Below are 7,747 nucleotides of genomic sequence, written 5' to 3'. Positions count from 1 at the left end.
TAAAGACAGAAAACTGAGCAACCTGTTGACAAGCGATGAAATCACATCAGCGACAGCTCATGAAATCGCTAACAATTAGATGATTTATATGGAAAATATTAAGATGATGAGGAAAGCATAAAGAGGGCTGAGAATGAGTATAAAAAAGTAATTGAAGTATTACAAAAATTGAATTTAGATTTCAATACTAATAAGCGTTTGTGTTGGACGACACACTTATATACTGTATTTTCTTTCGCCTGGACACTTGTGAGAAAAAATATCTCAGCAGAAAGTAAAGCAAATTTGGTTAAAGAGTTTTATGCTGAATATTTTTCAAAAAGTAGCAATTATGAAGGAATGCTTAAAGAATATAAAGATGCATCATCAAGTAGAACACGTTCAGAGACACAAAGAAAGAAGAGACTGTTCGCATTGCTATCATATTGTGGGATAGATAATGATAACGGAAAGTAAACAAAAATGTTTATTAGTATATGGTGGCTTTTATAGGGATATTATTTGAATAAAAAGCTGTAAAAATTCACGTTGAATTTTACAGCTTTTTATGTATAATATAAGTAGCAGAAACAATATAAAATCAAGGAAGGAGCTGAAAGAATATGGCAAGTATTTTACCAGTATCTGATTTGAGAAATTATAATGAAGTCCTGAAAAACTGTCACAAAGGAGAACCGGTATATCTGACCAAGAATGGCAGAGGACGTTTCGTTGTCATGGATATTGAAGATTATGAGCGTGACCGGGCAGAGAAAAAGCTTCTGATGAAGTTGCAAGAAGCTGAAGAAGCAGTGAAAGACGGAGAAGGCTGGCTGGATCTGGATGAATTAAAAGCACTTGTGGGGAAATAAGATGTTAAAACTGCGGATCAATCCGATTGTTGCAAAGGATTTGAAGAACATCCGGGATTATATTGCCGAAGACAACGAGGAATATGCTGCGAAGACGCTAAAAGAGATTTATGGTAAATTTGAAAATCTTCAAATGTTTCCGGGAATGGGGGCGGATCTCTCCAAACGGGTCAGCTTTCGGACAGATTATAAATATGCGATATGGGAAGATTATGTAATTATCTATAAGGTCGGTAACGAATATGTAGAGATTTATCGTGTAGTTAACCGATATCAGGATATCACGAGAATCTTTGATTGATAACAGAGATGTGATAACAAATTGATAACACCGTTCAGTACAGCCTATGGATTTAGGACAGTAGAACACATATAAAACCAAATAGAACCATAATACCAATACTAAAAAGTATAGTGGTGAGATTTTATTTGCGAGATTGAGCCGGCGCTTGATGTAGTAACGTATGTGGGTGGCTGCTGCGGCTCAAATCCATCTTATATCCGTACCTTGAAATCGATTGTGGATGCAAAAAAATAAACTTCTATAGAAGCTCTGCTCTGATCTTATGGACGGCAGCCTCCACTGCGGAGGTGTCGCCCAAAATGCCAAGGCAGGTCATATGCTGGAGACAACTGCCGGGAATCTCAAACACATCTACGCTGGCGGCTTTTTGCGCAAGGTCGCTGGCGTAGATCATATCACACACATCACCGTGAAGCAGCGCAAGGGAAGAACCCTGGTCGAAAAGGTCTGATAAATCTCCCTTGTGCAGCCGTTTGGCGATGATTTCTTTTGTACCTTCTGATACGGTTTTCATAATTCTTATTTTCATTTCATGAGATGCCATAGGATCAACCTCCGTTTTTCTAAAAAAATAGTGCAGCTTAAGCTGGTTTTACGCCATTTAAGCTACACACTTTGCACATTTACCTGTTGGAAAAGCTGGAAACAGGCGCTTATGAGATTAGTTTTATTATAGTCGGTTTAGGCATTTGGCGCAAGTAAATTCTTCAGGAGGGAATAGGAGAAAAAACTGGTATATGAATGTATATGGGTGTATGATAGGAGTAAGAACACATAAGGAGGAAGAAAAATGGAGTATGAGATAAAAAATGCTCAGCTTTGTGTAAGGATTTCATCTAAAGGCGGTGAGTTCCGTTCCATTCAGGATAGTGAGGGAACGGAATATCTGTGGCAGGGAGATGAAGCTACATGGATAGACAGAGGACCGAATCTTTTTCCATATATAGCGAGAATGACAGACAAAACTTACACTTTCCAGGGAAAAACATGGCATATGGATATTCATGGATTCCTTCCCTATTCGGAAATGGAGCTTGTGAGCCAGGAGGAAAAGAAGCTGGTGCTGAGGCTGGACAGCTCTGCGGAAACTTTGGAGAAGTACCCCTTTGTTTTTTCTCTGGAAATCCAGTGGGAGCTTAAGGAGAATGCTTTGGAGATTACATACCGTATCTTTAATAAAGATACCAAAACCATGTATTTCGGAATCGGCGGGCATCCCGGTTTTCGTGTTCCCTGGGACAATGATACGGAATTTGAAGACTATTTTCTGGATTTTGGGGAGGACACGGAGCCGATACAGGTGGGTTTCTCAGAAGACCACTTTGTAATCGGAAAGGATGTACCCTTTGCATTAAGGGAAAACAGATATCTGGATTTAAAGCATGAGCTGTTTGACCAGGATGCCATTGTTCTGTGCCAGATGCCGAGACATGTGGTTCTGACCTCGAAAAAGTGCAAAAAGGCAATTAAAGTGGACTTTCCTAAAATGCCGTATATCGGATTCTGGCATTGGCCGAAAACAGAAGTTCCTTATGTCTGCATTGAGCCGTGGAGCTCTCTGCCGTCCAGAAAGGGTATCGTGGAGGATCTGGAAAAGCAGGAGAATCTGATTTCTCTTGAGGCAGGGGGAACATATGAAAATCAGTGGAGTATTACACTGAAAGAAACAGATTAATAAGAAATATAGCATAAAAGCTGCAGGGATCAAGATGATAATATCAGATATGCCAGGGGAAGAAGGTTTTTTACGAAGAAAGTCCTATAATAGATAATATTTTAGCTATTTATTGACAAAAATAAGAAAAGTAGATAAAATATTATCTATGAATAATTTTGACTTTTTAAAATCACCAGCGGAAATAAATATGGAAATTGCAAAACGGATGCGGGAGCGGAGAAAGGAGAAAAAATTGTCTCAGATTGAACTGAGCCAACGTTCCGATGTGAGCCTGGGATCGCTCAAACGGTTCGAGCAGACCGGGCAGATATCATTAACCGCTCTCATCAAGATCGGTTTTGCCCTTGGATGCGAGGACGATTTTGAGGTACTGTTTTCCAGGAAGGGATATCGTTCTATTCAGGAGGTTATTGATGAACAATTATAAAACGCTGAATGTGTGGATGAATGGAAAAAAAGTAGGAACGCTGGCAGTTACGCGGGATTATCTGACTGCGTTTGAATATGATCCGGAATGGCTTAATGACGGATTTTCCATTAATCCACTGTCCCTTCCTCTCGAGAAGCGGGTATTTGTACCAAAAAGATTTGATCCATTTGAGGGGCTATTCGGTGTATTTTCAGATAGTTTGCCTGACGGCTGGGGACGTCTGCTTTTAGATCGTTTGCTTTCGCGGAATAAGATAAATCCAGCAGAGGTGAATAGCTTAACACGTTTGGCAATAGTTGGGAAAAGCGGAATGGGAGCCCTGGAGTACCAGCCGGAAACCATATTGGAGTCAGAAGAAAAAGAGATGTCATTGGATCAGATTGCGATGGAGTGTAAAAAAATATTTGATTCAGAGCAGTCTGGGAACCTGGATACGCTGTTCCGGCTGGGAGGCTCTTCGGGAGGAGCAAGGCCGAAAATATACTATGAACTGGATGGAAAGGAATGGATCGTAAAGTTTCCGTCAGCGCTTGACCGGAGAAATATCGGAGAAGAAGAGTATCGATATTCGGTATGTGCTAAAAAATGTGGAATCAATATGCCTGAGACGAGATTACTTTCATCTGAATTAACCTCCGGATATTTTGCGGTAGAAAGATTTGATCGAACGGAAAAGAAAAAAGTGCATATGATTTCTGTTAGCGGCCTGCTGGAAACGTCTCATCGGATTCCAAACTTGGATTATAATATTCTTATGCGTCTGACCATGAAAATGACAGGTGATTATGAGGAAGTTGAAAAATTGTATCGGCAAATGTGCTTTAATGTTTTTGCCCATAACCGAGATGATCATTCGAAAAACTTTTCATTTATTTATGATGGGGAAAGGTGGAAGCTATCTCCGGCATATGATTTGACATATAGCAATTCCATAGGCGGAGAACATGCAACGACTGTCAATGGAAATGGGCGTGATCCCGGAATGGAGGATTTACTTGCTGTCGCGGGACAGATAAAGTTTGATCCAAATAAGGCAAAAAGAATAGCAGCAGAAATAGAGGAGATCGTTAGTACAGATTTGGCAGAGTACCTGTAGGAAATGAGGATAAGCCATAAAGGAAGTGCCGTTCTACGACTAAAATATAGTCGCGGAGCGGCACTTCTTTGGTTAAAATAAAAAATAAAATAGAATCAAACAAAATATCCACCTCATCCATCTAATAAGTGTAAGCAATAAATTGAGATCCGGACTCTGCAGAAAGAAAGGAAACGGCAATGAACCTATTGATAAGAAAGGCCAGAAAGCATGATAAGGCGGCATTCCAGGAGTTGATGGAGCAGCAGGGCAAAGCGATGTATAAGGTTGCCAAGGCCATTTTGAAAAATGATGAGGATGTTGCGGATGCAATGCAGGAAACCGCTTTGACATGCTGGGAAAAAATCGACACTTTGAAAAAAGACAAATATTTCCAAACATGGCTGACTCGTATTTTGATCAATAACTGCAATGCAATCTACAGGCAGCGGATGAAAATGGTATCCGAGGAGACCGTATCAGAAGCGTGGGCTCAGGAGGATGGTTATGCAAATGCGGAATGGGAGAACTTTTTGAACTGCCTTGACGAAAAATACCGCACTGTAGTAATGCTGTACTATGTACAGGGCTTTAAAACCAGAGAAATTGCGGAAATTCTCCAGATAAATGAAAGTACGGTTCGGGGAAGACTGGCAACCGCAAGAAAAAAACTGGAAGTTCAGTACAGAGGCGATGAAAAATCAATACGAACAGCAGGTTTTGATGATAACAGGACATTTTGCATGGCGAAAAGGGGATTTTAATATGAGTAAATTTGATGATATGATCTGTGGGCTTCAGCAGGACACAGAGGTTCCGAAGGATGTGTGGGCAAAATATACGGATGCACTTTCAAAACTGCCGGATAAGCAGGAAGAACGCCGCGTAAGTAAAAGTCACTGGATGAAATATGCGGCATCAGCGGCAGCAGTTGTAATGGTGGGTTCGGTGGTGTGCTATTCGAATCCGGCGCTGGCAGCGAAAATTCCGTTTATTGGGAATATCTTTAAAGAGGTGCAGAAGATATCTACATTTTCCGGAGAATATGATGAAAAAGCAAAGGTTCTTTCTTCGGATGATGAAGGGATTTCGGATTCCATATATACAGCGGAAGCTTCCGGCGTAACAATTACGGCATCGGAGGTGTATTGTGATGGATTATCTATTTTTCTCACAGCAGAGGTGGATGTTGAGAAGGGAGGCTTGGAGAGCAGTCCCGGCGGATTGATCTATCTGGACGGAAGCTGGAAGCTTGCCGGAGATACGGAAGATAGGATGTTGATAAATAACAATCTGGAAGGAAAGGCGATAGATGATCATACATTTATTGGAATGCTGAAGCTTGATCTGGATGAAACAGATCTGCAGGGCAGTACAATGGAATTGAAGCTTTCCATGATCGGATATGACGATGTGAATGAACTGGATGTCGAGGATATTTCCGCTTCTCATAAGATCCAGGCAGAGTGGGACCTGAGTATTCCGTTTACAGTTGACAGGGAGGCGGTCCGTACGATCGAGATCCGCAAAGAAAATAAAGGCTACTGTCTGGACAAGGTATTTGTGTCACCGTATCAGGTCATTACCTATACGGATGTGCCTTATGTGGAACAGGAAATCACCCGGGATGAGTATGAGAAAGCAATGGAGGAAAAGACGGGAGGATCCGGAGAGGACGTGGGAATTTCCTATGAAGAGTATGTGGAGCAGATGGGAAAAACTTACGCGCAGTGCAGCACTTTGATCTTTAATCAGGATGGCGTACAATTACAGCCAACGGAAGAAATCCGGGGACGATCCGTGAATGCAGTACAGGATATGGAAATCTCAAAGCTGTATATTTATGTGTTTGATGATTTTGACGATTGGATAGAAATGAGCGAGAATGGGATGGATAGTGATGCTGCAGAGCGTGCAGTCATAGCAGAGGAAGTTGATGTAAAATAAGCTTGTTTTACTCAGAAAAGAACGGAGCCGGTGATCTGTGTGGTCACCGGCTCGGTGTGTTTGAAGAAGATATTTATTCCTGTTTATTTGCGGTTTTCCAGGGTCTGGTTTTGCTAAGCCAGCTCTGTGAGTTCCAATATTTAGCATCTAAATATTCAGGATTGTTTTTATATAGTGATTTTTGCATGATGCGGCAAAAGAAAAACTTAACTTTTGTTATTATGCTTGTCCGTGCAGGAGTGCTATAATCAATGCGGATATATTTGTCCGATAGCCGTTTTATCTTGTTCGTAAGTTCGGCCCGTTTTTTATCAGTGAGTTTGTCCCAAATGATATCGCCCATCAGTGAGCCTGTAAAGATACTGATTTCAGAGATTCCCCACCATGACAAGCTGTGTTTGATATCCTTTGCGGTGGATTTTGCGCCTGAACCAAGACATTGGGTGATAATCACAGCGCGCTTCTGAAACATTTCAGGGGCAGGGCGGTGAGGCATCCATCGGTAGGCAAAATGGTCAAGCATAGCTTTCATTGCACCTGTAGCGTGCATAACATAGGCAGGAGAGGTCATTACAATTAAGTCCGCCTCTAAAAGGGACTTCTCGATTTTGTGTATATGGGCAGCGTCTTTGCATGTATACTCGCCTTTTAATACGCAATTAAGACATCCTGTACAAAAAGCGGGACAGTCTTTTGGAAGGTAGTATTCTGTGATTTCTGCCTGTCCTTTAAATGGTTCTAAAAACATTTCTTTGAGACGGTATGTTACACCGTGCTTTTCTGTTCCGTTTATGACTGTAATTTTCATAGATCAAACCTCTAAGATATCATGTAATATTTGTGTGTGAAATGCTTTGCGTTCTTCCGGATTTGTCAGATCGATCCCCTGTGTCTCTGAGACTACCTTGTGGCGCAAAAAAGTCTGCTGCATAATAGCGATCAAACAGAAGGTTTTATGCTCAACGGTTGCTTTATCCCAATCAGGACGGCAGGCAGACACAAGCGGCAGATAGGCAAGGTATGTCCGATGGGTGTTGTCGTCTTCTTTTGGGGTGCGCATATCGGTGAGTATGGAAATTTTTGATACGGCGTAATGGTCGAATAAAAAAGTCAATGTGATGTTTCCAAGATAGTCGAGTGTTTCGAAGGGAGTAAGCCCTTCGGTCTTTTCCTGCATAGAGCGAAAGTTATCAACGATACCATTAACCATACGCTCAACGCATAATTCTATTAGTTTGTCCTTGTTCTCAAAATGGTAATTTACGAGTCCCAATCCTACATTTGCTTTTTTACAGATTTCCCGCACGGTTATTTCGTTTAACTGTTCGCCCTTTTCGGTAATAAGGGATATTGTAGCTTGAATGATAGCTTCTTTGTTATCCATTGTGCCCTCCTTGAACATTGTTCAAATATATTATACTGAACAATGTTCAAAATGTCAATAGCGGGGTAAGATGTCTCA

General features: G+C 41.3%; 10 protein-coding genes. 7 read left to right on the top strand and 3 right to left on the bottom strand.

Going from position 1 to position 7,747, the window contains the following annotated elements; translation table 11 throughout:
• Nucleotides 1-602 precede the first annotated feature (602 nt).
• Together ACESZH_RS18830 and ACESZH_RS18825 are read left to right on the top strand one after the other, a co-directional pair.
• A complete protein-coding gene (locus tag ACESZH_RS18830; protein WP_297936165.1) occupies nucleotides 603-851 on the top strand; it encodes a type II toxin-antitoxin system prevent-host-death family antitoxin in 249 nt (82 codons plus the stop codon).
• A 1-nt stretch (nucleotide 852) separates the two neighbouring features.
• Nucleotides 853-1,152, top strand: coding sequence for a type II toxin-antitoxin system RelE/ParE family toxin (locus tag ACESZH_RS18825; RefSeq protein WP_297936167.1), 300 nt, complete (start codon nucleotides 853-855; stop codon nucleotides 1,150-1,152).
• Between the two features lie 241 nt (nucleotides 1,153-1,393).
• On the opposite strand, the gene ACESZH_RS18820 is transcribed toward ACESZH_RS18825, so the two are convergent.
• Nucleotides 1,394-1,699, bottom strand: coding sequence for a BMC domain-containing protein (locus ACESZH_RS18820; protein WP_373218350.1), 306 nt, complete (start codon nucleotides 1,697-1,699; stop codon nucleotides 1,394-1,396).
• Between the two features lie 246 nt (nucleotides 1,700-1,945).
• On the opposite strand from ACESZH_RS18820, the gene ACESZH_RS18815 reads away from it, so the two are divergent.
• The 5 genes from ACESZH_RS18815 (at nucleotide 1,946) to ACESZH_RS18795 (ending at nucleotide 6,285) form a co-directional block, all read left to right on the top strand.
• The gene (locus tag ACESZH_RS18815) at nucleotides 1,946-2,830 is read left to right on the top strand and encodes an aldose 1-epimerase family protein (protein WP_373218349.1); all 885 of its coding nucleotides are present in this window, start codon (nucleotides 1,946-1,948) and stop codon (nucleotides 2,828-2,830) included.
• Nucleotides 2,831-3,020: 190 nt separating this feature from the next.
• Nucleotides 3,021-3,260, top strand: a complete 240-nt coding sequence (locus tag ACESZH_RS18810; protein ID WP_373218347.1) for a helix-turn-helix domain-containing protein — start codon at nucleotides 3,021-3,023, stop codon at nucleotides 3,258-3,260.
• Nucleotides 3,247-4,359 carry a type II toxin-antitoxin system HipA family toxin gene (locus tag ACESZH_RS18805; protein WP_373218346.1) on the top strand — a complete coding sequence of 371 codons (1,113 nt, stop codon included), beginning with the start codon at nucleotides 3,247-3,249 and terminating at the stop codon, nucleotides 4,357-4,359. The genes ACESZH_RS18810 and ACESZH_RS18805 overlap by 14 nt, the downstream gene beginning before the upstream one ends.
• 179 nt (nucleotides 4,360-4,538) lie before the next feature.
• A complete protein-coding gene (locus ACESZH_RS18800) occupies nucleotides 4,539-5,102 on the top strand; it encodes an RNA polymerase sigma factor (protein WP_373218344.1) in 564 nt (187 codons plus the stop codon).
• Nucleotide 5,103: 1 nt separating this feature from the next.
• Entirely contained in the window at nucleotides 5,104-6,285 is a 1,182-nt protein-coding gene (locus tag ACESZH_RS18795; RefSeq protein WP_373218342.1) for a DUF4179 domain-containing protein, read from the top strand.
• A gap of 73 nt (nucleotides 6,286-6,358) precedes the next feature.
• On the opposite strand, the gene ACESZH_RS18790 is transcribed toward ACESZH_RS18795, so the two are convergent.
• Together ACESZH_RS18790 and ACESZH_RS18785 are read right to left on the bottom strand one after the other, a co-directional pair.
• On the bottom strand, nucleotides 6,359-7,093 hold the full coding sequence (locus ACESZH_RS18790; protein ID WP_373218340.1) for a flavodoxin family protein: 735 nt from the start codon (nucleotides 7,091-7,093) through the stop codon (nucleotides 6,359-6,361).
• Nucleotides 7,094-7,096: 3 nt separating this feature from the next.
• A complete protein-coding gene (locus ACESZH_RS18785) occupies nucleotides 7,097-7,669 on the bottom strand; it encodes a TetR/AcrR family transcriptional regulator (protein ID WP_373218338.1) in 573 nt (190 codons plus the stop codon).
• Nucleotides 7,670-7,747: the final 78 nt, after the last annotated feature.

This window comes from Ruminococcus sp. 5_1_39BFAA, from assembly GCF_964240875.1.
In the GTDB taxonomy this organism is placed as follows: Bacteria; Bacillota; Clostridia; order Lachnospirales; family Lachnospiraceae; genus Blautia_A.
This window is presented reverse-complemented; position numbering and strand designations above follow the sequence as displayed.